This is a genomic window from Aeromonas sp. 25-248 (assembly GCF_053005425.1).
Window position 1 is genome coordinate 31,223 of record NZ_JBRKTB010000017.1, and the last position, 25,367, is coordinate 56,589.

At 62.7% G+C, this 25,367-nt stretch carries 19 protein-coding genes; 11 read left to right on the forward strand and 8 right to left on the reverse strand.

The annotated features are described in order from the left end of the window. Positions 1-54: 54 nt before the first annotated feature. Entirely contained in the window at positions 55-867 is an 813-nt protein-coding gene (locus ACVDHI_RS18490) for a UTRA domain-containing protein (protein ID WP_164882904.1), read from the forward strand. A gap of 48 nt (positions 868-915) precedes the next feature. On the opposite strand, the gene ACVDHI_RS18495 is transcribed toward ACVDHI_RS18490, so the two are convergent. Further along, positions 916-1,680 carry a helix-turn-helix domain-containing protein gene (locus tag ACVDHI_RS18495; protein ID WP_010675913.1) on the reverse strand — a complete coding sequence of 255 codons (765 nt, stop codon included), beginning with the start codon at positions 1,678-1,680 and terminating at the stop codon, positions 916-918. 443 nt (positions 1,681-2,123) lie between these two features. After that, a complete protein-coding gene (locus ACVDHI_RS18500; RefSeq protein ID WP_447212389.1) occupies positions 2,124-3,038 on the reverse strand; it encodes a LysR family transcriptional regulator in 915 nt (304 codons plus the stop codon). A gap of 257 nt (positions 3,039-3,295) precedes the next feature. On the opposite strand from ACVDHI_RS18500, the gene ACVDHI_RS18505 reads away from it, so the two are divergent. The 6 genes from ACVDHI_RS18505 (at position 3,296) to recD (ending at position 14,087) form a co-directional block, all read left to right on the forward strand. Continuing rightward, a complete protein-coding gene (locus ACVDHI_RS18505; RefSeq protein ID WP_041211883.1) occupies positions 3,296-3,628 on the forward strand; it encodes a hypothetical protein in 333 nt (110 codons plus the stop codon). A 30-nt stretch (positions 3,629-3,658) separates the two neighbouring features. Further along, positions 3,659-4,345 (forward strand): pirin family protein, encoded by a 687-nt coding sequence (locus ACVDHI_RS18510; protein WP_263309491.1) that lies wholly within the window; start codon positions 3,659-3,661, stop codon positions 4,343-4,345. Positions 4,346-4,428: 83 nt separating this feature from the next. Continuing rightward, positions 4,429-4,821, forward strand: a complete 393-nt coding sequence (locus ACVDHI_RS18515; protein ID WP_010675909.1) for a DoxX family protein — start codon at positions 4,429-4,431, stop codon at positions 4,819-4,821. A 232-nt stretch (positions 4,822-5,053) separates the two neighbouring features. Then, positions 5,054-8,410, forward strand: coding sequence for an exodeoxyribonuclease V subunit gamma (gene recC, locus ACVDHI_RS18520; RefSeq protein WP_447212390.1), 3,357 nt, complete (start codon positions 5,054-5,056; stop codon positions 8,408-8,410). Then, on the forward strand, positions 8,410-12,024 hold the full coding sequence (gene recB, locus ACVDHI_RS18525) for an exodeoxyribonuclease V subunit beta (RefSeq protein ID WP_447212391.1): 3,615 nt from the start codon (positions 8,410-8,412) through the stop codon (positions 12,022-12,024). Before recC ends, recB begins: the two co-directional genes overlap by 1 nt. An 8-nt stretch (positions 12,025-12,032) precedes the next feature. Then, a complete protein-coding gene (gene recD, locus ACVDHI_RS18530) occupies positions 12,033-14,087 on the forward strand; it encodes an exodeoxyribonuclease V subunit alpha (RefSeq protein WP_447212392.1) in 2,055 nt (684 codons plus the stop codon). Positions 14,088-14,147: 60 nt separating this feature from the next. Here the strand turns inward: recD and drt2 are convergent, their stop codons facing one another. From drt2 to glnK, 3 genes are all read right to left on the reverse strand, one after another. Continuing rightward, positions 14,148-15,425, reverse strand: coding sequence for an antiviral reverse transcriptase Drt2 (gene drt2, locus ACVDHI_RS18535; RefSeq protein WP_041211910.1), 1,278 nt, complete (start codon positions 15,423-15,425; stop codon positions 14,148-14,150). Between the two features lie 839 nt (positions 15,426-16,264). Continuing rightward, entirely contained in the window at positions 16,265-17,506 is a 1,242-nt protein-coding gene (locus ACVDHI_RS18540) for an ammonium transporter (protein ID WP_042864817.1), read from the reverse strand. 25 nt (positions 17,507-17,531) lie between these two features. Then, entirely contained in the window at positions 17,532-17,870 is a 339-nt protein-coding gene (gene glnK, locus ACVDHI_RS18545) for a P-II family nitrogen regulator (RefSeq protein ID WP_010675904.1), read from the reverse strand. A 386-nt stretch (positions 17,871-18,256) separates the two neighbouring features. On the opposite strand from glnK, the gene ACVDHI_RS18550 reads away from it, so the two are divergent. After that, on the forward strand, positions 18,257-19,258 hold the full coding sequence (locus ACVDHI_RS18550) for a sensor domain-containing diguanylate cyclase (RefSeq protein ID WP_048209682.1): 1,002 nt from the start codon (positions 18,257-18,259) through the stop codon (positions 19,256-19,258). Between the two features lie 130 nt (positions 19,259-19,388). After that, positions 19,389-19,802, forward strand: coding sequence for a hypothetical protein (locus ACVDHI_RS18555; protein ID WP_010675902.1), 414 nt, complete (start codon positions 19,389-19,391; stop codon positions 19,800-19,802). A gap of 62 nt (positions 19,803-19,864) precedes the next feature. Here the strand turns inward: ACVDHI_RS18555 and ACVDHI_RS18560 are convergent, their stop codons facing one another. After that, a complete protein-coding gene (locus ACVDHI_RS18560) occupies positions 19,865-21,859 on the reverse strand; it encodes a methyl-accepting chemotaxis protein (protein WP_039040120.1) in 1,995 nt (664 codons plus the stop codon). 407 nt (positions 21,860-22,266) lie between these two features. Continuing rightward, positions 22,267-22,623 (reverse strand): hypothetical protein, encoded by a 357-nt coding sequence (locus ACVDHI_RS18565; RefSeq protein ID WP_010675900.1) that lies wholly within the window; start codon positions 22,621-22,623, stop codon positions 22,267-22,269. A 199-nt stretch (positions 22,624-22,822) separates the two neighbouring features. Here ACVDHI_RS18565 and ACVDHI_RS18570 point away from each other — a divergent pair, with 199 nt between their 5' ends. Together ACVDHI_RS18570 and ACVDHI_RS18575 are read left to right on the forward strand one after the other, a co-directional pair. Further along, positions 22,823-23,545, forward strand: a complete 723-nt coding sequence (locus tag ACVDHI_RS18570) for a response regulator (RefSeq protein WP_010675899.1) — start codon at positions 22,823-22,825, stop codon at positions 23,543-23,545. Between the two features lie 7 nt (positions 23,546-23,552). After that, positions 23,553-24,938 carry an ATP-binding protein gene (locus ACVDHI_RS18575; RefSeq protein ID WP_010675898.1) on the forward strand — a complete coding sequence of 462 codons (1,386 nt, stop codon included), beginning with the start codon at positions 23,553-23,555 and terminating at the stop codon, positions 24,936-24,938. Positions 24,939-25,115: 177 nt separating this feature from the next. Here ACVDHI_RS18575 and cspE read toward each other — a convergent pair whose 3' ends face one another. Continuing rightward, positions 25,116-25,325: a transcription antiterminator/RNA stability regulator CspE gene (gene cspE / locus ACVDHI_RS18580; protein ID WP_010675897.1), complete on the reverse strand. Its 210-nt coding sequence runs from the start codon at positions 25,323-25,325 to the stop codon at positions 25,116-25,118. Positions 25,326-25,367: the final 42 nt, after the last annotated feature.

Consider the following 25,367-nt stretch of genomic DNA (forward strand, 5'->3'; position numbering starts at 1 on the left):
GTTACAACTCGGGGTCGACAACCTCTGGTCTACTCCAGTGGTGTGCAAACCCGAATGACCGACAGGGATGTGACAGTGACAGAGCGATTGAGTGAACAGGGGATGGCCGATGGCCGCATACCCTCCAAGTGCGAACAGATTTGCCGGACCCTGCGCCGCTATATCGGCAGCGGACACCTGGCGGCGGGGCAGCAGCTGCCCGCCGAACGGGCGCTGAGCGAGCGATTCGCCACCACCCGCATCACCATCAAGGAGGCACTCTCCAGCCTCGAGGCGGACGGCCTCATCTACCGGGCCGAGCGGCGTGGCTGGTTCGTGGCGCCGCCTCGCCTCACCTACGATCCCGCCATCCATACCCACTTTCACCAGTGGATTGGCGAGCAGCAGCGCACCGCCGAGACCCGGGTGCTGGCTCATGGCAACCAGCTTGCCAGCAGCGAGTTGTGCCGCTGGATGGGTCTGGAACCCTTTACGCCGCTCTACGAAATCCGCCGCCAGCGGCTGATCGACGGTCGCCCCGTGCTCCACGTCAGCCATCACCTGCTGGCGAGCCGCTTCCCCGGCATCGCCAGCGCTCCCCTGGCCAGCTCCCTCACCGAGCTCTACCGGCAGCGCTATGGCATAGGCCAGGGCTGGGCGAGCCTCGAGATCACCCCGTCGGCGGCCCGGGGAGAGATAGCCCGCGCCCTCAACCTGGCCCAGGGGAGTGCCGTGCTGCGGTTGGTGCGGGTCAATCATGACGAGGAAGGGAAGCTGGTGGATTGCGACATCGAGCACTGGCGACCGGATGCCATCCGCATCTGCCTGGATACCCGGGCACTGCAACCGCTCACCACCGGCGCGCGGCAGGTGCAGCTGGCAGAGTAGCGGCGTTCTGGCGACCTGACATGGCGGATCCCGCAGGATCCACCGGGATCAGTTGTCGATGTTGGGGATCAGATCGTCGAAGCTCTGGTAGCCGCAGTCGGCCAGTTGCAGCGACATGGTGTAGGTCTTGCTGCCCTCCCGCTGGCCGATGGCGGGGCGGTTGAGCTTGAGCTCCTGATGCCAGTACTCCTTCATGCGATCGATCAGCGCCATGGCCTCGCTCTCCCCCAGATGGAGCTGGCACAGGGCCATGTAGTTGTTGGGCCTGTGCATGTTCTCCACCAGATAGTCCCCCAGCACCGACATGGCCTGGCGCGCCTGTTGGCGGGCGAAACGGCTGTGCTGCTCGAAGCTGATGCGCTCGCTGATGAGGAAGTGGTAGCTGTTGTCGATGCCAAGCTGCAGGATGCCGAGCTTCTCCAGCTTGCGCAGATAGAGGTAGCAGGAGGCATCGGTCAGGCCGTACTCCCGCTTGAGATCGATAAGGGTCTTGTCGCGCCAGAAGATGTTGGCGAGAAAGGCATAGAGCCCCGGCTCCTTGTGAAACGCCTCATCCTGCTCCTGGGTAAAGACGGCCCGGCGGCTCTGGGCATCCTGGGTCCGGTCCAGCAGCTCTTCGAAGGAGAGTCCCACCAGATGGCAGATCTCCAGCAGGGTGTCGAACGGCAGGGAGGGCTTGTTCATCATGCGCTTCACGGTGGCGATGGAAACCCCCATGGCTTCTGCCAGGGTCTGATAGCGGATCCCCTTGTCGGTCAGGGTTTTCTTCAGGGTGTCGAGGATGTGATTGGCCAGTGTCTGGCTGTAGGTCATGCAACTATTCCTTTATCTGCATTTTTAGTCGTGTCAGAAATTGAGTGGTTTGTCTGTATCGGGCTCAAATTTTGACACCTAGAAAAACCAGAGGAGGGTAACCCGGTGATAATGGCGGAAATGGCCTGACCAGTTGTGGTGCAAGGTGGCAGAAAGTGACACTCGGTGGTGCATATCCTTCAACCTTTCAACATTTTGCTGGTGATGCATATTACATCGCACATAATTCAACACGAATCGGATTCAATACCTTCCTGGTTGAGAAAACGATTGTTTGCTTCCAATTTAAGGGTTTTTTTAACCGCAAGGTTTTATTCTTTCCTGGCATTGAGCGGAACTCGCAAGAGGTCCGCTTTTTTTCTTTTCTCCGAATCTGAGCCCGTCGTCAAGAATGGGGCGCAGTTTTGGTACTTCCTGCGCCACCGACCCCGGAAGGCAGTCCTTTATTCCCCCTGACCGGCAAACAGCTTGGGGATCTCCCGCACCAGCCAGCTCTTGGCCTTGCCCATGGTGTCTCGCCGCCAGGCCAGCACGACCTGGATCTGGTGGCGATATTCGGGACTGATCACCTTGAGTCTGCCCGCCTTGATGTCCTCTTCAATCCAGCGTTGCGGCATGGTGCCGATGCCGAGCCCCGCCAGCAGGGCGTCCCGCTTCTCCCCCATGGTGCTGACGGTCAGGCGCGGCTGCTTGTCGAGCAGGCGGTAGGTGAGCACCGGCTTGCGCAGTGCCGTGTCGGCCACCGCGATGGCGCGATAGCGGCGCAGGGTCTCGTCCGCCAGGGGCTCGGGTTCCTGATGCAGGGGGTGATCGGGGTGGGCGACGTAGAGCATCACCTCCTCCCTGAGCACCTGGTGCTTGATGCCGGACATGGCGATATCGGCATTGAGGGAGGAGATGAGCAGGTCGGCGCGGCCATCTTCCAGGCACTCCCAACTGCCCGCCAGCACCTCGGCGCGAAACCTCAGCCGGGTATCGGTCTGTTCGGCCAGCCGATCCACCAGGGGGTAGAGAGCCTGTACCGGCATCAAGGCATCGACGGCGATGGTGATGTCGGTCTCCCAGCCACGGGAGAGGGCCCGGGTCTCCCCCACCAGGTGCTCGGCCGCCTCCAGCAGCACCCGGCCCCGCTCCAGCAGCATGCGGCCCGCCGGGGTGAACTTGGTCCTGTGGCCGCTGCGGTCGAACAGCATGGCGTCCAGCTCGTCTTCCAGCTTTTGTACCGTGTAGCTCAGCGCCGAAGGCACCTTGCCCAGCTCGTCGGCCGCCGCCGCGAAGCTGCCACGACGGTCGATGGCGTCCAGCACCCGGATCGCCTCCAGGGTCAGCGCCCGCTCCTTGTTCGATTCCTTGGCCATATCCAACCTTCAATTTTTTTGAATGTGTTTACCAGATTATCTCGCTAACAACTTAGGGGAAGTCACTTTAATATTCAATCAACGCTTAGGCAGGAACGCCTGGCAGCCAAATAAAAGGTAGTTCCGGGCTGAGACATCCCCAAACACGATGTCTGATGTCAGCAAAAGAACAACATAGTATTTGAATGATCTCTTGCATGGATGCATTGATTCGGGCCCAAGGGGCCTTGGCAATGACATAAAACCCAAGAGAGTGAATGAACATGAAAAACGTAATCAAGATGCTGGCCGTTGCAGGCCTGATGACCGCAGGTGCCGCCCAGGCTTCCGTTCCCGCTGACTTCAATGCCGCCCCGGGCGTGCTGTTCGTCAACTGGAGCGCCACCGCCGCGATGGACGGCAAGGCCAACCCCATGCTGGAGGTGCGCGACGAGTCCGGTGATCTGCTGGCTTCCGTCCACGCCAACCTGATGGGCACCCAGCAGGTCGCCATCCCGAGCCGCACCCAGGGCAAGCTGACGGTGAGCCTGGGCAACGAAAGCAGCAGCTACCGCATCCCCTTCGGTCTGGGTGACGGTCGCCAGCGTTAATGAACCAACTTGGTCAGTGAGGAGCACACCATGATGAAATTGAGAGCCGCAGAAGCACGGGGCAAGGCCAACTTTGGCTGGCTGGATGCCCGTCACAGCTTCTCCTTCGGTCACTACTATGACCCGGAATGGATGGGACACTCTGCCCTGCGAGTCATCAATCAGGATCGGGTGGCGCCGGGTGGCGGTTTCGCGACCCACCCTCACGCCAACATGGAGATCCTCACCTGCGTGCTGCAAGGCACCATAGAGCACAAGGACAGCCTCGGCCACGCCGAGCAGATCCCGGCGGGGGATTTCCAGCTGATGAGCGCAGGGTCCGGCATCCGGCACAGCGAGTACAACCCCTCGCAGACCGAGCCGCTCTCCCTGCTGCAAATCTGGATCGAGCCGAATGAACACGGCACGACCCCGGGTTATCAGCAGAAGAAGATTGAAAACAAGCCCGGGATGACGCTGGTGGCGTCACCGGACGGCGAGGCGGGATCCTTCAGGATCCGCCAGCAGGCCCGCGTATGGCGGCTGCAGCTTGCCGAAGGGGAGACCCTCGAGTGGGTATTGCAAGGGCGTCATGGTTACCTGCACATGATTTCAGGGGAGCTGACCGGCAACGGTCTGGCTGCCCGACCCGGCGACGGGCTGCTCAGCCGCGACGAGTCGAGCTGGGTGCTCACCGCCTCCAGGGGGAGTGAAGCCCTGCTGTTTGACCTGCCTTGATAGAAAAATCTTGGCGAAATGAATGAGTTAACAATTAGCTTTTACACTGTAAATACCATGATGGTAAGCAAAGGAATATGACGATGGACAAGATGAAAGATGTGGCACTGCTGGTGGGTCGTGTACTGCTGGCGCTGATGTTCGTGATGGCTGGCTGGGGCAAGATAGGCGGTTACGCCGGTACCCAGGGTTACATGGAAGCCATGGGCGTGCCCGGGTTCATGCTGCCCCTGGTGATCCTGCTGGAGCTGGGTGGCGGTCTTGCCATCATGCTGGGCCTGTTTACCCGCAGCCTCTCCGTGCTGCTGGCCGGTTTCACCCTGATGGCCGCCTTCATCTTCCACTATCAGCCTGCCGAGCAGATGCAGATGCTGATGTTCATGAAGAACGTCTCCGTGGCCGGTGGTTTCCTGGCCCTGGCGGCGGCCGGTGCAGGGGCTTTCAGCCTGGATGCCCGCCTCGGCAAGCACTGGTAATACCCTGACGTTTCAAGTTTTCCAACGCCTTTTGGCCGGTGCCCTGCACCGGCTTTTTTGTGCCCGCTTCCCGGGGATGTCATCTGTGTGACGGCGCGCAGTCCGGACGCCACAAGTGCCTTTTGCATCTTATCCCCCGATCCCCGACAATCCCGATTCGCGTGCCGTGACGGGAATGCCAGAGAGTGTTCCCCCGCGCACCCCCTCTTCATGAAATTGGCGGGAGTCGTCCATGTTTACCCTCTACCACTCCAATCAGCTGGATCTGCTCAAAGAGCTGCTGGTGAGCCGCATCCGGCAGGCTCCGCTCTCCCACCCCTTCGATCGGGAGCAGATCCTGGTGCAGAGTCCCGGCATGGCCCAGTGGCTCAAGCTGGAGCTGGCCAAGGCGTTCGGCATCGCCGCCAACATCGACTTTCCCCTGCCCGCGAGTTTCATCTGGGAGATGTTCACCCGGGTGCTGGCGGACGTGCCCCGCCAGAGCCCCTACAACAAGGGGGCCATGAGCTGGCACCTGATGACCATTCTGCCCACTCTGCTCGGCAGACCCGCCTTTGCGCCCCTCGCGGCCTATCTGGGGGGCAGTGACGGGGCGGTGCCGGAGCAGGTGCGGCTCTGGCAGCTCTGCCAGAAGGTGGCGGATCTGTTCGACCAGTATCTGGTCTACCGGCCGGACTGGATCGCCCGCTGGGAAGAGGGGGAAGGATTGAGCCAGGAGCTGGCCGGGGTGAGCGGTCAGGATTGGCAGCCCGAGCTCTGGCGCGAGCTGGTGGCCCGCACCCTGGCCCTCAGCCCCAGCGGCTACCACCGCGCCAACCTCTACGAGGCCTTCATCCACGAGCTGGAGCGCACCCGGGATCTGCCGGGCAGGCTGCCGCAACGGGTCTTCGTGTTCGGCATCTCGGCCCTGCCGCCCCGCTACGTGGAGGCCCTGCTGGCCCTCGGCAGCCGCCCCGAGGTGGAGGTGCACCTGTTTGTGACCAACCCCTGCCGTTACTACTGGGGGGACTTGCTCGATCGCAAGACCCTGGCGCGCCTCGAAAACAAGCTCAAGCCCGGCACGGATCTCGAGACCCTGCAGGGTCCCGCCAACCCCTTGCTCGCCTCCATGGGCAAGCTGGGGCGCGACTACCTGCACCAGCTGATGGAGCTGGAGGTGCCGCAGATCGAGGCCTTCGTCGACATCGAGGATCGCGACGATGAGGGCAAGGTCACCTTGCTGCGGGCCATCCAGAAAGACGTGCTGGAGCTGGCGGAACGGGGGGCCGGCGAGTTCAATCTCGATGCCAGCCACCACAAGAGCCCTGTCAGCCTGGATGACGGCACCCTGCAGATCCACGCCTGCCACGGCCCCATGCGGGAGCTCGAGGTGCTGCACGACCGGCTGCTGGCCCTGTTCGAGCAGGATCCCACCCTCACCCCCAAAGACGTGGTGGTGATGATGCCGGACGTCAACAGCTACGGCCCCTACATCCAGGCCGTCTTTGGCAAGGAGGGCGGCAAGGGGCGGAGCGGGGCCCGCGGCCAGATCCCCTTTGCGATCTCCGATCGGGCGGCGAGCCAGGAGAGCCCGCTGCTGCAAAGTTTCCTCGCCCTGCTCAGGCTGCCGAACGCCCGCTTCGGGGCGGGGGAGCTGCTCGCCATCCTGGAGGTGCCCGCCGTGCTGCGCCGCTTCGAGCTGGACGACGACGAGTTCAACGTGCTGCGGCGCTGGGTGCAGGAGACCGGCATCCGCTGGGGGCTGGATGACGACTATCCCGAGCGCTTCGCGCTGCCGCGTCTGTCCGGCAACAGCTGGCTGTTCGGCCTGCGGCGCATGCTGCTGGGTTTTGCCATGGGGGACGGGGAGCCGGTGGCGGGGATCCTGCCCTATGCGGACATCGAGGGTCAGCAGGGGCTGATCCTCGGCAAGCTCGCCTGGTTCGTCGACTCCCTGGCGGAGTTTCTGCCCCGGCTGCAACAGGCGCAGCCGCTGGCCGAATGGCACGCCTGCCTGCTGGCGCTGCTGGAGCGCTTCTATCTCGCCGACGAGGATGAAGAGCGCCAGCTCCAGCTCATCCGCAGCCAGCTCACCGACTGGCAGGCCCAGCTCGGCGAGGCCCGCTTCGAGCAGGCCATCAGTGCCGACCTGTTGCAGGACTACCTCGGCAGCGTGCTGGGGGAGTCTCGCTCCAGCCAGCGCTTCCTCGCCGGTCAGGTCAATTTCTGCACCCTGATGCCGATGCGCTCCATCCCCTTCCGCCAGGTCTGCCTGCTCGGCATGAACGACGGCGTCTACCCGCGCACCCTGCCTCCCATGGGCTTCGATCTGATGGCGGTGGCCTCGCGGCGAGGGGACCGATCCCGCCGGGATGACGACCGCTACCTCTTCCTCGAGGCGCTCCTCAGTGCCCAGCAGGGGCTCTACATCAGCTATCAGGGGTTCAGCGCCCAGGACAACAGCGAGAAGGTGCCCTCCGTGCTGCTGGCGGAGCTCATCGACTATGTGCGCCAGGGCTTCGTGCTGGCGGGGGATGAAGATCTCGACGACGACACCTCGGGCCGGCGGCTGCTCGAACACCTGATCGTGGCGCACCCCCTCACCCCCTACAGCCCGGCCTACTTTTATCCCGAACCCGGCTCCGGTCTCTTCACCTATGCCGCCGACTGGCTGCCGGCCCTGAGCCCGGAGCGGGGGGCCGCCAACTTCCAGAGCGGCGATCTGCCCCTGCCCGCGGAGTGGGGCAGGGAGCAGGGGCTGGAGCTGGCGGAGCTGCTGCGCTTCTATCGCCAGCCAGCCAGGTACTTCCTCAACCGCCGCCTCAAGGTGTGGTTCGAGTTGGAGGAGGCGACCATCGAAGACAGCGAGCCCTTCGAGCTGGACGGCCTGCAGCATTATCAGCTCAAGGCGCTGCTGCTGGATGCCCATCTGACCGAAGGGGAGAGCGAGGCCCGTCGCCACCGGCTGCAACTCTCCGGCCTGTTACCGCAAGGGTGGTTCGGCAGCCTGCTGCTGGAGGAGATCGACGGCGAGATGGGCAAGCTGGCGGCGCGGCTGCGTCCCTGGACGGGGGACAAACAGGCGGTGGAGATCGATATCGCCCTGGCCCAGGGGCAGCTTCAGGGCTGGATAGACACCCAGAAGGGACGAGCGCTGGTGGTCAAACCCGGCAGCTTCAACGGCAAGGATCTGCTGCTGGCCTGGATCCAGCACCTTTGCCTCTCATTGAGCAGCGCCCCCGGCGACACCCTGCTGTTCGATGCCAAACAGAGTCTGCGGCTGCCAAGGCTTGCGGCGGACGAGGCGCGGCCCAGGTTGGCGGCCCTGGTGGCCCTCTGGACCCAGGGGATGAAGCGGCCGCTGCCGTTCTTTCCGAGCACCGCCTGGGAGTGGCTCAAGGCGATCGAGAAGGATCCGGCAAAGCCGGAGGAGGCCGACAAGGCGGCGCTTGCCCGCTTCAACGGCGGCTACATGGTGACGGGAGAGGGGCAGGACGTCTATGTCGCCCGCTGCTTCCCGGAACTCGATGACGAGGTGCTGGCCCAGTTGCAGGGGCTGGCCCGTGAACACCTGACCCCGCTCCATCAGGCGCTGGAGGAGTTGCAATAATGGCTAACCCGCTCAATCCCCTGCGTTTTCCCCTCTATGGCGAGCGGCTGATCGAGGCCTCCGCCGGGACCGGCAAGACCTATACCATCGCGGGCCTCTACCTGCGCCTCTTGCTGGGCCACGGCCCGGTTATCGAACAAACAGGCGAGGAGGGGGGAGACGCCGGTCAGCCCTGTGCCCACGAGCGGCCCCTGTCGGTGACCGAGATCCTGGTGGTGACCTTTACCGAGGCGGCCACCGCCGAACTGAGGGGGCGGATCCGCGCCCGCATCCACGAGGCGCGCCTCGCCTTTATGCGCGGTCACAGCACGGATACCCTGCTGGCCCAACTGCTGGCGGAGGTGGAGGATCACGACCTGGCGGCCCGTCGCCTGCTGGCCGCCGAGCGGCAGATGGACGAGGCGGCGGTCTTCACCATCCACGGCTTCTGCCAGCGGATGCTCAGGCAGAATGCCTTCGAGTCGGGCGCCCTCTTTGAAACCGAATTTTTGACCGACGACAGCCGGCTCCGGCTGCAGGCGGTGAGTGACTACTGGCGCGCCGAGTTCTATCCGGTGGATCAGCCCCTGGCCCGGGCGGTGCGAAGGCTCTGGCCGAGCCCCGCCGCCCTGCTGCGGGAGATGGGGAGCTGGCTCGACAACGACGAGCTGGAGATCCGCCCGGTGGCGGGGGACGAGACCCTGGCGGCGCGGCACAGCGTCGCCATGGCCCGCATCGGGGCGGTGAAAGCCGGGTGGCTGGCGCAGACGGACGAGATCCGCCGCCAGACCGAGGGGCAGATCAGCCGCTACACCGGCAAGAACTACGAGGGGTGGCTTGCCAAGATTGGCGACTGGGCGCAGGACGAGACCAGCGGCTACGTCCTGCCCAAGGAGCTGGAGCGCTTCGGCCAGCAGGCGCTGGAGGAGAACCTCAAGAAGGGGGGAACGGTGCCCACCCTGCCGCTCTTTGGCGAGATAGACGCCCTGCTGGCGAGCCGACCCGGCATCCGGGATCTCGTCTTGCAGCGGGCGGCCAGGGTGGTGCGCAGCCGGATGCAGGAGAGCAAGCGCCAGGCCCATCAGCTCTCCTTCGACGATCTGCTGCGGGATCTCGACGGGGCGCTCGGCTCGGGCCTGGGGGAGCGGCTGTGCGAGCGCATCCGCGCCACCTACCGGGTCGCCATGATCGATGAATTCCAGGATACCGACCCCCAGCAGTACCGCATCTTCCATCGCCTTTACGGCGGTCACCAGGACACGGCGCTCCTGATGATCGGCGACCCCAAGCAGGCCATCTACGGCTTTCGTGGCGCGGACATCTTCACCTACATCCAGGCGCGGCGAAATGTGAGCGCCCACTACACCCTCGGGCGCAACTGGCGCTCAAGCCGCGCCCTGGTGGCGGCGGTCAACGGCCTGTTCGAGCGGGCGAAGGATCCCTTCATCTACGAGGCGGACATCCCCTTCCTGCCGGTGGAGGCGCAGGGCAAGAGCCGGGCACTGCTGATCGAGGGGCAGAGCGCCCCCGTGCTGCACTGCTGGCAGCTCACCGGTCAGCCCACCTTCAACAAAGGGGAGTACCAGAGCAGGATGGCCCGCGCCACGGCGGCGGAGATCCATCGCCTGCTCACGCTGGCCCGGGAGGGCAAGGCGATGCTCGGCAGCGAGCCGGTCAGGGCCGGGGATATCGCCGTGCTGGTGCGCACCGGCGCCGAGGGCAAGCTGGTGCAGCAGGAGCTGGCGCGCCTTGCCATCGCCTCCGTCTATCTGTCGAACCGCGAGAGCGTGCTGGCCCAGGTGGAGGCGCGGGAGATCCTGCTGATCCTGCACGCCTGCCAGAACCCGAGCGATGAGCGAAGCCTGCGGGCAGCGCTCGCCACCGGCCTGTTCGATCTCGATGCCAGGGCCCTGGACGCGCTGGCCTCGGACGAGCGGGCCTGGGAGAGCGCGGTGCAGGAGTTCATGGGATACCGCGCGGTCTGGCATCGCCACGGGGTGCTGGCCATGCTGCGGGCCCTGATGCACGGGCGCAACCTCGCCGCCTCCCTGCTGGCGAGCCCCTACGGGGAGCGGCGGCTGACCAATTTCCTCCATCTCGGCGAACTGCTGCAACAGGCGAGCGGCGAGCTGGACGGGGAGTACGCCCTGCTGCGCTGGCTCGGGGAGGCGGTGAGCCAGCCCAACGGCCAGGACGGGGAGCAGATACTTCGCCTGGAGTCCGAGCGCAAGCTGGTGCAGATCGTCACCATCCACAAATCCAAGGGGCTGGAGTACCCGCTGGTCTTCCTGCCGTTCATTTGCAGCCACCGCGCCGCCGACACCCCCCTGTTCCACGAAACGGGGGAGGCGGGCAATCGCACCGTGCTCGATCTCACCGGTGCCGAGGAGTCCCTGGCCGAGGCCGACAAGGAGCGCCTCGCCGAGGACTTGCGCCTGCTCTACGTGGCCCTGACCCGGGGGGTCTATGCCACCTGGCTCGGGCTGGCGCCGGTGCGCTCCGGGGCGGGCAAGTCGGAGAAGACCGACCTGCACCGCACCGCCATCGGCTACCTGCTGCAAAAGGGGGAGGAGGGGGACGCCGGGACACTGGCGGCCGCCCTCACCGACCTGGCCCAGGCCCTGCCGGGGGTGGCCGTCGGTGAGCCCTCGCTCACCCGCCCGGCCCCGCTGCCCGCCGAAGCGGAGAAACCGGGTGAGCCCACCGTGCGCGCGTTCCAGGGGCAGCTTGAGCGGGACTGGTGGATCAGCTCCTACTCCGGGCTCGCGGCCCAGGGCAACGGCCACGGCAAGGGGGTGCTGGCCAACCCCGGCTTCGACGACGAGGTGGCCACCGAGGCCGCCGTCACCGTGCAGGAAGAGGAGGCGCCCGCCCCTTCCATCTTCACCTTCCCCAAGGGGGCGCGTCCCGGCACCCTGCTCCACAGCCTGTTCGAGACCATCGACTTCGAGCACGCGAAGGGCGAGTCGCTGGCACAGCACATCGCCGCCCTGCTGGCCCAGGAGGGGTTCGACGAAGGCTGGGCCCCCGTGCTGCAACAGCAGGTGGAGGCGGTGCTGGATACTCCCCTTGAGACCGGCCTTGGGGATCCGGTGCGGCTGCGGGATCTGGCCCCCGAGCGCAAACAGGTGGAGCTGGAGTTCTTTCTGCCCATGGGGCGGGTGACGGCACCGGCGCTGACCGCACTCTGCCAGCAGCACGACCCCCTGTCGCAGGGCGGCAAGCCGCTCGGTTTTGCCACCGTGCAGGGGATGCTCAAGGGCTTTATCGACCTGGTGTTCGAGTGGCAGGGGCGCTGGTATCTGCTCGACTACAAATCGAACCACCTTGGCATGAACCCCGCCGATTACGGCCGCCCGGCCCTGGAGCGGGCCATGCGCGAGCATCGCTACGATCTGCAATACCAGCTCTATTCGCTGGCCCTGCACCGGCTGCTCGCCTTGCGGCTGCCGGGCTACGATTTCGACCGGCATTTTGGCGGGGTCTTCTATCTCTTCCTGCGCGGCATGCCCCAGGGGGGCATTTTCCATGCCAGGCCCAGCCGGGAACTGGTGCTGGGGCTGGACGAGTTGTTTAGGAAAGGTGTGACGTCTGACGATCATCGTTTAGAAAAATCGAACAAGGCAGAGGCATGAGGGGCGAGATGAAGGGCGAAACCATGATAGAGCGGCTGAAAGCCTTGGCGCTGGCGGGGCGCATCCGCCAGCTTGACCTGCAATTTGCCAGGCTGGTGGCCGACCTTGGCGGCAGCCCCGAGCTGGTGCTGGGGGCCGCGCTCGCCTGCCATGAGCTGGGGCGCGGCCATGTCTGCCTGCCGCTGGCGATGCTCGCTCAGGGCGGTGACGGGCAGGGATCCTCGCGTCCCTTCGGGCTGGATCCGGATCAGAGCCGGGATCTGCTGGCGGATCTCGCGGATCCTGCGAGCTGGCCCGCCCTCTTTGCGGTAAGCCCCCTGGTGGGCACCGAGCAGGATGACGGGCTCGCCCCCCGCTGGCCCCTGCGGCTCTGGGGTGATCGCCTCTACCTCACCCGCTACCACGACTTTGAGCTGGGGGTGGCCCGCCACCTTAGCGCCTTGAGTGAACGGGCCGAATGGCCGGAGATTGCCCCGGCCCTGTCACGCCTCTTTGCCCGCGACTACGGCCTGGTATTCGGGGCCCTGCTCAAGGCCCGCCTCGCACCGGACTTCTCCGTCCGCCACTTTGTGGAGAAGTACCTGGATCTGGTCTTCCCCCATGAGGTGGAGTGGCCCGCCGTCGAGACCCTGCTAAAGAACGCCCAGGCAGCCAGCGAGCTGGAGCGGCTGGATACTCTGGTGCCCGAGGCGCTCTGCTGCAATGGCCAGAAGCTGGCGGCGGCCACGGCGGCGGCGCGCCCCTTCGCGGTCATCTCCGGCGGCCCCGGCACCGGCAAGACCACCACGGTGGCCAAGCTCCTCGCCATCCTGGTGGAGACAGGCCTGCAAGGGGGCAAGGCCCCGGCGATCCGGCTGGTGGCCCCCACCGGCAAGGCGGCGGCGCGTCTGACCGAGAGTATCGGCGCTGCCCTGCAGGCGCTGGACTTGCCCCCCGAGTGGGTGGAGGCCATCCCCACCGAGGCGGGCACCCTGCACCGGCTGCTCGGGGTGATCCCCGGGCGCAGTCAGTTCCGCCATCACAGAGGCAACCCGCTGCACCTCGACCTGCTGGTGGTGGACGAGGCCTCCATGGTGGACCTGCCCATGATGGCGCGCCTGCTGGATGCGCTGCCCCGCCACGCCCGCCTCATCCTGCTCGGCGACAAGGATCAGCTCGCCTCGGTGGAGGCGGGGGCCGTGCTCGGGGATATCTGCAGCTTTATCGAACAGGGCATCAGCCCGGCGCAGGCACACTGGCTCTCCCGCCAGACCGGCTATCGCCTGCAAGGCACGCCAGCGGGGGCCAGCGTGCGCGACAGCCTCTGTTTGCTCTCCAAGAGCTGGCGCTTTGACCAGCATTCGGGCATCGGCCAGTTGGCGCGGGCCTGCAACAGCGGCGACGGGGCGGCAGTGGAGGCGGTCTGGGGCGCAGGATTTGGCGACATCCGCCTGCACCCCTGGGCGGGGGAGGCTTACAACGCCTTGATCGCAGAGGGGGTGGCCGGTTATGGCAGCTACCTCAAGGCGGCCCGGGCCGGAGAAGATCCGGCGGCGGTGTTCAAGGCGTTCAACGGCTTCCAGATCCTCTGCGCCCTGCGGGACGGCCCCTTCGGGGTGACGGGGCTGAACGAGCGCCTCGAACTGGCCCTTGCCAAGGCAGGGCTGATCCAGCGTGACGGCGACTGGTATGCGGGCCGCCCGGTGATGGTGGTGCGCAACGACCACGGGGTCGGCCTCTACAACGGCGACATGGGGCTCTGCCTGCCCGATGACACCGGGCGCCTCAAGGTGTGGTTCGAGCAGCCGGACGGCACCCTGCGGGCCCTGTTGCCCAGCCGGTTGCCGCCCCATGAGACGGTCTACGCCATGACCATCCACAAATCCCAGGGCTCGGAGTTTGCCCATACCGTGCTGGTGCTGCCCGACAGCCCCAGCCCGCTCCTGACCCGCGAGCTGGTCTACACCGGTATCACCCGCGCCAAGGCCCGGCTCGACCTCTACGGCGATCGCGCCCTGCTGGCCCAGGCCGTGCGGAAAAAGACCGAGCGGTATTCCGGATTGGCGGAGAGGTTGGGGGAGTGAGCGATGGTACGGCGGTGAAGGGAGTTGCCGCCGTCAACGTATGTTTTTAGGAGTGAACAATTATTGCTCATTTATCTCTTTGAGCAGTCTCCCCCAAAGGGGTTTTAATTGCTTTTTGATCGCATTAGAACCCATTATATTTGCCGCTTTATGGCCATATGTAATGAAGTTTCGCTTGCTTAAATGCGAGTAACGCTCATAAATTTTCTTCTTAAATAGTGGTGTTTTGGCTACACCATTTTTCTCTTCGATAAGGTTAGCTTTTTGATGCGTCTTTTTAGCTAACCTAACCCCAGCTTTCATTCTGCCTGAAAACCTAGCTAGGGCTGCTGATCTAATTAGTTTTCTTTCGCCATCAAAAATGAACCCTAAATATTGTAGCGGCTTGTCGCATTTTTGAACTCCGCTATATACGTGGAAGTTTCTAACCTCTGTTTTCTTATCATTTATTTCTATCTTTAGCTCGGAGATGCTTTGTGTCACTATAGATATTAACTCGCTGGTTTTATCACTATCGATGATAAAAAGCATATCGTCACAGTAACGATAGTATTCTCCTGAAATAGATACCACCATGTCTTTTATTTTCTTGTCGAAATCTAGCATGTATATATTAGACAGAAGAGCGCTTATAGATGTTCCTTGTGGTATACCTCTTCCAGTCGAGTTGGTTTTTATTAGCCCTAGGCCTCGTATTTTATCTCTGAAGGTTTTTATATCGCAAAGCCTTGCCCCTGTAGATTTTGGATTGTTTCTCGATATTTTAAGCGCTGCATACAATAGGTCTCTATTGACTGTAGACGATTTGGTTAGAGAACAGTATATATTGAAATGGTCATCTGGTAATGAGTTTTCTTGGAGTAATTTGCACCACATTGATTTGAGTATTACATGATCTAAATTATCAAAGAAACCAGAGATATCCATCGCGATTGCAGTGCAATCACCATGAGCCTTTATTTTTTCAAAGGCCGTGTTAGCAAAATCAATATTACTTTTTCCAAGAGATCTGAAAGCAAGTACGGAGTCTTTTAATTGCAATTCGTGGAGAGCCTTCTCATATACATTAGACAATAACTCTGCATAGTAAGAGTAAATGTGAGAGTCGATGTGTGATGCATATGAAATTGGCCTTTCTTTGATTTTCTTTTGAACATTACCATCTTTGTCTATTGATATTTTAAAGCTGTGTATATCGTAACTTATTAGCGGGAGGAAAGCATGGTGGGCAACATTGAGAGGAGATTTTACAATTTGACAGGCTTTTCGTAATTTTACTGGAGAATCAAAATGTAAGTAACCACGACTCCGAAACCATTGATTTTCTGAGTTCATCATATTGAGCCTTAAATTGCAAAACCCGGAAAGGTAAAGGACTGTGGCCATCCGATTCCCAATCCGGGCTTAACAAACGTACTTAAATACGCATTCACAACACCGATATGATGTCGGCCACGAATGTCAGATATGATATATGATACCATCATCGCAGGAGTGTTCGACGTGAGTCTACTAGCCATCTGCGGCCATGCAAGTCGTCTGCTAGCCAGTGTACTGGTGCGCGTTCTACTTGACAGCTTGTGATACACCTTACTTCCTAAATAAGTAAGCGAAGTCATAATAAAGTGTGGTGGGAGCAAACACAATAAAATATTGGCTATATATATTGAGCTTTGCACTTTACCTCTAATATTTTTTTTATTTTTAAAATTTTGTAGGTTTGTCTTGCTTGGATCAATACAAACCTACCGATTGCTTTGTCATAGCTGAGCGTAGCGAAGCCCAACGTTTACCGCGAACTCTCTTTTTCCTGCCCCTTATCTCCAGCCCTTCTCCTCCTTTTTTAATAAACGGGAGAAGGGAGCAATGCCGTTACCGCTGTCCGATTACGCTTCGCTAATCGAACCTACGTGGCTGCCACATCGATGTTTTGAATGGCCGCTTGATTGCCCCTCCCCCTGCCAAGGGGGAGGCGGGGAGGGGGTTATGGCCCCATCCGTCAATCGGCACGGCATACCCCTACCTTCCCCTTGAAAAGGGGAGGGGCAAAGCAGAGGGTTCACCGGTTGCATGGCAGAGTGGCATCACTCGAACCGTCCTCCTGCCTTCAGGGGCGCCGAGCCGCCAAAAAAACGGGGCCCGAGGTGTCCCCCGGGCCCCGCAAGCAGATGGCGTGCTTAGATGCTGGATTTGACGCTGACGAACTCGGGGTAGGCATCGATGCCGCACTCGTGGACATCCACACCCATCATCTCTTCCTCTTCGCTGACCCGCAGGCCCATGGTGGCCTTGAGCAGGCTCCAGACCACGAGGGAGACGACAAAGACCCAGCCGAAGATGGTGGCGGCCCCCAGCAACTGGGCGCCGAAGGTGGCGCTCGTGTTGGAGAAAGGCACCACCATCAGGCCGAACAGGCCGCAGACGCCGTGTACCGAGATGGCGCCGACCGGATCATCGATCTTCAGGCGATCGAAGGCGACGATGGCGTAGACCACCAGGGCACCGGCCAGGGCGCCGATCAGGCTGGCGAACAGCGGGCTGGGGGAGGCCGGGTCGGCGGTGATGGCGACCAGACCGCCGAGGGCGCCGTTGAGGATCATGGTGAGATCCGCCTTGCCCCAGGTGAGCTTGCTGACCAGCAGGGCGCCGACCACACCGGCGGCCGCGGCGGCGTTGGTGTTGACGAACACGGTGCCGATGGCGGTGGCATCAGCGGCGCTGGAGAGCGCCAGTTGGGAGCCACCGTTGAAGCCGAACCAGCCCATCCAGAGGATCAGGGTGCCCAGGGTCGCGAGCGGCAGGTTGGAGCCGGGGATGGGGTAGATCTCCCCTTGCTTGCCATATTTGCCGCGACGGGGGCCGAGCAGCAGCACGGCGGCCAGGGCAGCGGCAGCGCCTGCCATGTGGACGATGCCGGAGCCTGCGAAGTCGGAGAAGCCCGCCTCCTTCAGGAAGCCACCACCCCAGCTCCAGTAGCCTTCCACGGGGTAGATGAAGCCGGTCATCACCACGCAGAACAGCAGGAAGGACCAGAGCTTCATCCGCTCTGCCACCGCACCTGAGATGATGGAGGTGGCGGTGGCGACGAACACCACCTGGAAGAAGAAGTCGGAGTGCAGGGAGTGGCCCGCGTCGTCCGCCTGGCTGCCCATCAGGCTGCCAAAGCTCGGCAGCCAGCCGCCGGCGCTGTTGTCCACGTACATGATGTTGTAGCCGACCAGCAGGAACATGATGCAGGCGATGGCATAGAGCAGGATGTTCTTGGTCAGGATCTCGGTGGTGTTCTTGGCGCGGACCAGGCCGGCTTCGAGCATGGCGAACCCGGCGGCCATCCACATGACGAGCACGCCGGAGATCAGCAGGTAGAAGGTGTCGAGTGCATAGCGCAGCTCGCTGACGGATGTGATCAACTCTTCCATGTCGTATTCCTCAGTTCCAGTCGTATCAAAGGGCGTCTGCGTCGGTCTCGCCGGTGCGGATGCGCACGGCGGCCTGCAGGTCATAAACGAAGATCTTGCCGTCACCTATCTTGCCGGTGTGGGCGGCCTTGCTGATGGCTTCGATGATCTGCTCGACGTTGTCGGCCAGGGTGGCGATCTCCAGCTTTACCTTGGGCAGGAAATCCACCTGGTATTCGGCACCCCGGTACAGCTCGGTGTGCCCCTTCTGGCGGCCAAACCCCTTGACCTCGGAAACCGTCAGCCCCTCGACGCCGAGGTTGGCGATGGCTTCGCGCACGTCGTCGAGTTTGAACGGCTTGATGATGGCGGTGATTAATTTCATGCAATATCCCCAATCCTTGTGGCTCACCCAGATAAAGGCAAATATTGCGCCAGAAAAGTATTTTTCTTTTTATTCATGCACTTACTTATTAATCGCAGCCCTGGTCAGCGAGGCTTGCCCAATATGGGCAGGGCTGCGCCAAAGGTGTGCACCGCCGTGGTGCAATCTGGCCGGCAGAAGAACGGAAGGGAGCGTGACGGCGCGCAAGACTCGAAAGTGTGCGGGCTGCTACTGTTGTTCAACAAGAGAGCAACCTGGCCGATAACCCGTCATGACGGGGTGTCGAGGCCAGTCGCCCCCTTGAAGGCTCGACCGGCAGGCCCGGTTTTCCCGCCAGGTCAACAAGCGGATCCGTGGCGCCGAGTAGCAGAACAAGGAAGGTTTTCATGCTGCATGACAATGAGATGACAAGGCAACCGGCCCTCGACGAGGCCGTGATGAGCGGCATGCTGGAGGTCGTGAGCGATGGTCTCTGGGACTGGAATGCCAACACCGGCTATGTCCATCGCTATCCCGGCTGGTATCAGATGCTGGGGTATGAGCCCCACTCCCTCGACAACACCGTCTTCACCTGGGAGAACCTGATCCACCCGGACGATCTGGCGCAGGTCATGGAGAGCTTCGATGCCTGCCTGAGTGGGCGGGCGGCGGACTACCGGGCCGAATACCGCTGCCGTTGCCGTAACGGTGACTACCTCTGGGTGGCGGATTGTGGCCGCATCGTCGCACGCAACCCGGACGGCAGTGTCGCCAGGATGGTGGGGGCACACCGCAACATCCACGCCCAGCGGGAACTCTACGCCAGGCTGGAGCTGCAAAACCGCACCCTGGAGCAGCAGGTGGCGCAGCGTACCGCCGAACTGGAGCGGCTCAACCAGGCATTGCAGTTCCAGGTGGAGGAAAACCGCCGCCTGGCGGAGACGGACTCCCTGACCGGCGCGGCCAGCCGCTATCGGCTGGAGCAGGCGGTGCGGCTGGAGCATGAGCGCGCCAAGCGCTTCAAGGAGCCCTTTGCCGTGATCGCCATGGACGTGGACGACTTCAAGCAGATCAACGATCGCCATGGCCACGGGGTGGGGGACCAGACCCTGATCGATATCGTGCAGCTGACCCGGGGCTGCATCCGCGAGATCGATCTGCTGGCCCGCTGGGGGGGTGACGAGTTCATGCTGGTGCTTCCCAATACCCGGTTGCCCGACGCCCGGGTGGTGGCCGAAAAGCTGAGGCAGCGCCTGAGTCATGCCAGGGTCAAGGGGATCGAGCCCGTGACCTTGAGTTTCGGGCTGGTGGAGTCCGACCCCGACGAGCAGGTGTCCCACCTGATGGCACGGGTCGACAGGGCGCTCTACCGGGCCAAGCTGGCGGGCAAGGACCAGCTCAGCGGCTGACAAGGGCACTGGTCGGAGCCGCTACGGGGCTTTTCCCCCCCGAATACGGCTTGACCAAGGGATTTTCTTGACTCCAATTCATCCCGCTGGTTTCATGCGCGCTCTTTTCATTCTTGCGAGATGTATCTTCATGAAAAAGTCCTTGCTGATTGCCCTGACCGCCCTGCCTCTGGTTGCCCACGCCGGCCTGATGGATTCCCTGACCGACACCGTGACCAGCAGTGTCACCAGCACCGCCAAAGAGATGGCTGGCAACGCCATGGACACCGCTTCCAACGAAGCGATCAAGAAGGCTCTGGACATCAAGGAAGGCGGCTCCAACAAGCAGGCCATCAAGGACAAGCTGGGCGCCCCGGCCAGCACCAAGACCGACGCCGGTCTGGAAGTGTGGACCTATGACCTGGACGCACTGAACAAGGCCTCCCCGCTGCTGGCCGAGACCACCAAGTCCCTGCTGAAAGACTCCGAAGTGGCCCAGAAGAACGTGGTCATCAAGTTCGAAGGCGAGACCGTGAAGACCCTGAACCTGGCCAACAAGGCCTGAGTCCTGGCAAAGTGAATGAAAAAGGGGCCCGCGGGCCCCTTTTTGCTGTCTGGTGTTCAGGCTCACACCTTGAAGCGGTGCACCAGGGCCAGCAACTGGCGGTTGGACCCCAGCAGGGTGGCGGCGCTCTGCTCCGTGTTGCCGCCGTTCTCCACCAGGAGGTTCAGCATGTCGCGAATGCTCACCATGTTGCGGTTGATCTCCTCGGTCACCCGGCTCTGCTCCTCGGCAGCGGTGGCGATCTGGCTGCTGAGATCGTGGATCTGCACCACGGCGTCGGCCATGGTGTCGAGGCCGCCGGTGACCTGCCCCGTGGTGTCGGCCGCCGCCTGGCAACTGCGCTTGGTCTGCTCCATGGCGACCACGGCCTCGGCGACCCCCTGGGTGAGCCGTGACAACATGCTGCCCACTTCGGCGGTGCTGTTCTGGGTGCGTGCCGCGAGGGCACGCACCTCGTCGGCCACCACCGCGAAGCCCCGGCCCTGTTCACCGGCCCGGGCCGCCTCGATGGCGGCGTTGAGCGCCAGCAGGTTGGTCTGGGCGGCGATGCCGCCGATCACCCCGAGCACGCTGCCGATCTGCTGGGCATCTTCCTGCATCTCCAGCACCTTGGCGGCGGCGAGATCCACCTCGTCGATGAGGGCCACCACGCTGGCGGAGGCTGACCCCACCACCTTGCGGGAGCTGGCCGCCTGACCGTTGGCGGCCTCGGTGAAGCTGGCGGAGTCGTTGGCGTGGCGGGCAACGCTGTCGGCGGTGGAGCTGAGTTCGTTGAGGGCGGTGACGACCTGATCGGTTTCGCTGGCGTGTTCTCCCAGGATCCGCCTGGCCTGCCCGGTCTGCTGATCGAGCTGGGCCAGCTCGCGGGTGATGAGGTCGGTGGCGGCGGTCACCTGCACCATCATCTGTTGCAGGAAGGCGATGAAGCGGTTGACCGACAGGGCGATGTTGTCCAGCTCGTCATGCCCTTTCACCTGGATGCGGGCGGTCAGATCGGCGTCGCCGGCGCTGAGGGCGTCGATGTTGAGCTTGAGGGTCTGCAGGCGGCTGCCAAGCTGGCTGATGGCCAGCACCATGAGCACGAACAGCAGCCCCGCCAGGGGGAGCTGGATGCTCGCCAGGGTGGCGAGCACATCCCGGCTGTCCTGGGTCAGGGTGCGGGTCGGCAGGGCGGCGGCCAGCAGCCAGGGGGTCCCTTCGATGGCCTCCATCAGCAGGGTCTGTTCTTCACCCTGATCCTGGAAGGTGGTGCGCAGCTGCCCCTTGCTCGCATCCTGGCCCAGCAGGCCGCTGATGGCGAGGGCGAAGGGATAGTCGGCGTGGGCGGAGAGGTTGCCGAGCACCACATCCCCGGTCAGACGGGCGTTGCGGCTCAGGATCTTGCCGTCAGCCTCGATGATCATCACCTGACCGCCGATCTCCTGCTCTTTCTTGGCCACCAGGTCGTTGAAGAAGCCCAGGGTGACGTCTATGGTCGACACCCCGTAGAGGGCGCCATCCTGGTAGATCCCCATGGCGCAGTTGGTTCTCGGCTGCTGGCTCGCGCCATCCTTGTAGGCGGCGGCCCAGGCACAGACGCCACGGGGCGCCTGCTGGCCAGCCTTGTGCCAGGGCTGATCGAAATAGTTGGGCGCCTCTGCCGAGTTCCAGTAGGTGTTGGGAATGAGGGCGTTGGAGGCATCCCTGTGGAAAAAGGTGCTGAACTTGGCGCGCCCCGCCTCCCGCTTGTCCGGCAGGGGCCAGATGCCGCCACCGAAGACCATGCCGTTGCCGTACTGGTCGATGAGGGCCGGGAGCTGGGCATCTATCTGCTCGCTCGGCAGTTGTGCCACCAGTTGGGTAATGCTGCGCGACTGGGTCTGCACCCCGTTGAGCTGGTCACGGATATCGGTCGCTATCTCGCCGACTCGCAGCGCCACGTTCTCCTCCCCCGCTTTTTGCAGGGCGGGGGTGATCCAGATCTGGATGCCGATCACCGTCAGGGCGCACACCAGCGCCATGAAGCCCAGAAAAACGGCGGTATAGCGCCCCTTGATTGTGCCCAGATTCCATCCCATAACGACTCCTGTCCACTGTGTCCGGGATCGTGCCCGCGTCTGTTGTGTGAAGGGCCATTATGATTTATTTCGAAAGTGAAACGTTTGTTATCGCTCACATAACATGATGCGGCCAGGCAGGAAAAGGTGAAAAACTGGGGGGGGGAGACAAAAAAAGGGTGGCTTGCGCCACCCTGTCGTTTTCGCCGGTGTCGGGGCAGGGCCCCGCCGGATCACGGGTCTGCTTCGGCAAACCGCTTCATTACGTCGACTTACTGGTTTGCTTCTGCGAACAGCTTGATCATCTCGACTTACTGGTCTGCTTCGGCAAACGGCTTCATTACGTCGATTTACTGGTTTGCTTCTGCGAACAGCTTGATCATCTCGACTTACTGGTCTGCTTCGGCAAACGGCTTCATTACTTCGATTTACTGGTTTGCTTCTGCGAACTGCTTCATCACCTCGGCGTGCTTGATCATACCGTCGGCACGCAGACCAAGGTTCTTCACGAACTCAGCCTTCTTGGCCGGATCTTCAATCTTGTCGTAGCGCTGTTGCAGATGGGCCTGGATCTGTTCCGGGGTCATGTTCTTCATGCGGGCCATCTTGTCGTGGCGGCCGCCATGATGCTTGCCGCCCATCATGCCGGTACCGTCCATGGGGCAACCGGTCGCCGTGGCCTGGGTCGGCTGGGCGGTGGAGACGGCCTCGCTGGCGGCATAGGCACCGAGGGGCAGGCCGAGGATCAGGGTGGCGGTCAGCAGGGTCTTGGTCAGCTTTTTCATGGGTAACTCCTGTCGGATGTGTACGGGTAGAGGCTCTTTCGCCTTGGTATCCAGTAAACACCGTGGAAGTGTCTGAAATTTGCCAGTAGAGGCCTATTTTGTAGCAGAGTGTGGCACAGGGGCGTGCTGGCACACTTTGACACAACCCGCCCGGTTGATTTTCGTATAATCGCCCCAGCCCGATAACGGAGAGATGATGATGAACCAAGGCAGCCCTCATATTCTGGTGGTCGATGACCACAGCGAGATCCGCGATCTGCTCAAGCGCTTTCTGGAGCAGCATGGCATGCGCGTCAGTTGCGCCCGCGATGGCAAGGAGATGAAGCGGCTGCTGGATGAGCGGGAGTTCGACCTGCTGGTGCTGGATCTGATGATGCCGGGGGAGGATGGCCTCACCCTGTGCCGCGAGCTCAGGGTCAAATCCCGTCTGCCGATCATCATGCTGACCGCCATGGGGGAGGAGACGGACCGCATCATCGGCCTGGAGATGGGGGCGGACGACTACCTCTCCAAGCCGTTCAACCCGCGGGAGCTGCTGGCCCGCATCAAGGCGGTGATGCGCCGTACCCAGGCAGAGAGCCTGCCCGTGCCGGAGACCTTGACCCGGGATCTGCGCTTCGATCGCTGGCTGCTCGACGTCAATCGCCGTGAGCTGGTGGACGAGGAGGGGGTGGGGATGAGCCTCTCCACCGCCGAGTTCGATCTGCTCAAGGTGTTTCTGGAGCGGCCCCAGCGGGTGCTGAGCCGGGATCAGTTGCTGGATCTGGCCCGTGGCCGGGAGGCGGTGGCCTTCGATCGCGCCATCGATACCCTGGTGAGCCGACTGCGGCGCAAGCTGGAGCGGGATCCCAAGAATCCCGAGCTCATCAAGACCATCTGGGGTGGCGGTTACCTGTTCGCCGCCGACGTGACCCAGGAGTGAGGCCGACATGATCAAGCGCGTCTTCGCCAGGCTGCTGCCCAAGGGGTTGACCGGCCAGATAGTGCTGGTGGCCCTGGCGGGGCTGGTGCTGATCCAGCTGCTCAGTATACAGATCTACCGCTCGGACAGGGAGGAGGCCCTCGGTTACGTCAACAGCCGCAACGCCATGCAGCGCATCATCTCCGTGGTGCGCCTGCTCTCCCTCTCCCCTCCTTCCCTCTATCATGAGATCCTCAAGGCGAGCCGCAGCGAGACCCTGCTGCTGCGTCTGGCCGACGAGCCGTTGCAGCCGGACAACCGCAGCCCCCGCTTCGAGAAGCTGGTGCGGGCCAAGCTCGGCTATCCATCCTCCCTGGCGGTGGAGATCAGCGCCGAGCTGAAGCAGGACATCCAGCGCAGCCGGGCCTGGCAGCACCACAACCGCATGATGAAGGATCGCAACGGCATGCCGCCGCCCCAGGACATGCGGCTCTACGGCTCCATCGAACTGCCCAACGGCGGCTGGCTCCAGTTCAGCTCCCTGGTGGACAAGGAGACGGCGAGCTGGTCCTGGCAGACGACCCTCAACCTGCTGCTGGTGGCGAGCCTGGTGATCGGCCTGATGATCTGGCTGTTCCGCCGGGCGACCCGTCCCCTCAAGCAACTGGCGGCCAACGCCGACAGGCTGGGGCGTGGTGAGGACATCGAGCCCCTGCGCGAGGAGGGGCCCACCGAGATCCGCGAGTCCATCCAGGCCTTCAACCGGATGCACACCCGGCTCGATCGCTTCGTGCAGGACAGAACCCGGATGCTGGCCGCCATCTCCCACGACCTGCGCACCCCCATCACCAGCCTGCGGCTGCGCAGCGAGTTTCTGGCGGACGGGGAGGACAAGGAGCGCTTCCAGCAGACCCTGCAGCAGATGGAGCAGATGCTGGCGGCGACCCTGAGCTTTGCCCGGGAGGAGGGGCAGCAGGAGGCGACCCGGGAGCTGGATCTGGTCAGCCTGCTGGAGAGCCTGTGTGACGACTATGCCGACATGGGCCAGCCCGTCACCTGCCTGGCCGAGGGTAAACAGGTTTACGCCTGCCGCGCCAACACCCTGCGCCGGGTGCTGCAAAACCTCATCGGCAACGCCATCAAGTACGCAGGGGGGGCCGAGGTCTCTCTGGTGCGCGGTGACGGCGAGTTGCTGATCCTGGTTCGCGATCAGGGGCCGGGGATTGCGGAGAGTCAGTTGGAGGAGGTGTTCAAGCCCTTCGTGCGCCTGGATGAAGCCCGCAACACCGAGTCTGGCAGCGTGGGACTGGGGCTCGCCATCGCCCGCACCCTGGTGCACCAGCACGGCGGTGAGCTCAGCCTCCACAATCGCCAGGAGGGGGGGCTGGAGGCGCGGATCAGCCTGCCCCTGTAAGGAACCTGACCAGGAAATGGGGCACCACCAGGGGGCCCTTTTTGCTCCCCGTGGCGAAAGGGAAGCAGGGCAACACGCCGGTCACCCGGAAACGGGCAACAAAAAACCCGCCGAAGCGGGTTTTTTCAATTCTTGCTGAGGCCCTTGCCCAAAGAGGGGAAGGTGCTACGGCTTGAATTACTGCGGAACGACGTTCGCAGCAGCCGGGCCTTTCTGGCCTTGCTCGATGGTGAACTCAACGCGCTGACCTTCTTCCAGGGTTTTGAAACCGTTGGACTGGATGGCGGAGAAGTGAACGAACACGTCTTTGCTGCCGTCAGCCGGGGAGATGAAACCGAAGCCTTTCTCGGCGTTGAAGAATTTTACGGTACCAGTCATTTTGGACATGATAATTTCCTTGAGTAGTGATTAGTGAAACGCCACCGGAGC